This is a genomic window from Alkalicoccobacillus porphyridii (genome assembly GCF_007293315.1).
GTDB lineage: Bacteria > Bacillota > Bacilli > Bacillales > Bacillaceae_D > Alkalicoccobacillus > Alkalicoccobacillus porphyridii.
Genome location: NZ_VLXZ01000422.1, coordinates 1 through 234, shown reverse-complemented (window position 1 = coordinate 234; position 234 = coordinate 1). Strand labels below are relative to the sequence as shown.

Here is a 234-nt window from a genome sequence, read left to right as displayed (position 1 = left end):
GTGCGACATGTAGGCCGGATAAGGCGTTCACGCCGCATCCGGCACTGTTACTTACTCTAAATCTTCACCATTACTGGCAATCACTTTTTTATACCACCAGAACGATTTCTTACGTGTGCGCGTCAGCGTGCCGTTGCCTGCGTCGTCACGGTCTACGTAGACAAAACCGTAGCGTTTGCTCATTTCACCCGTAGAGGCGGAAACTAAATCAATACAGCCCCATGTGGTGTAGCC

At 50.9% G+C, this 234-nt stretch carries 1 protein-coding gene; it reads right to left on the bottom strand.

Annotated elements, in window-relative coordinates:
• Positions 1 to 51: 51 nt before the first annotated feature.
• The coding region (locus tag FN960_RS24795) for a family 1 glycosylhydrolase (RefSeq protein WP_143850874.1) at positions 52 to 234 on the bottom strand (183 nt) is incomplete at its 5' end.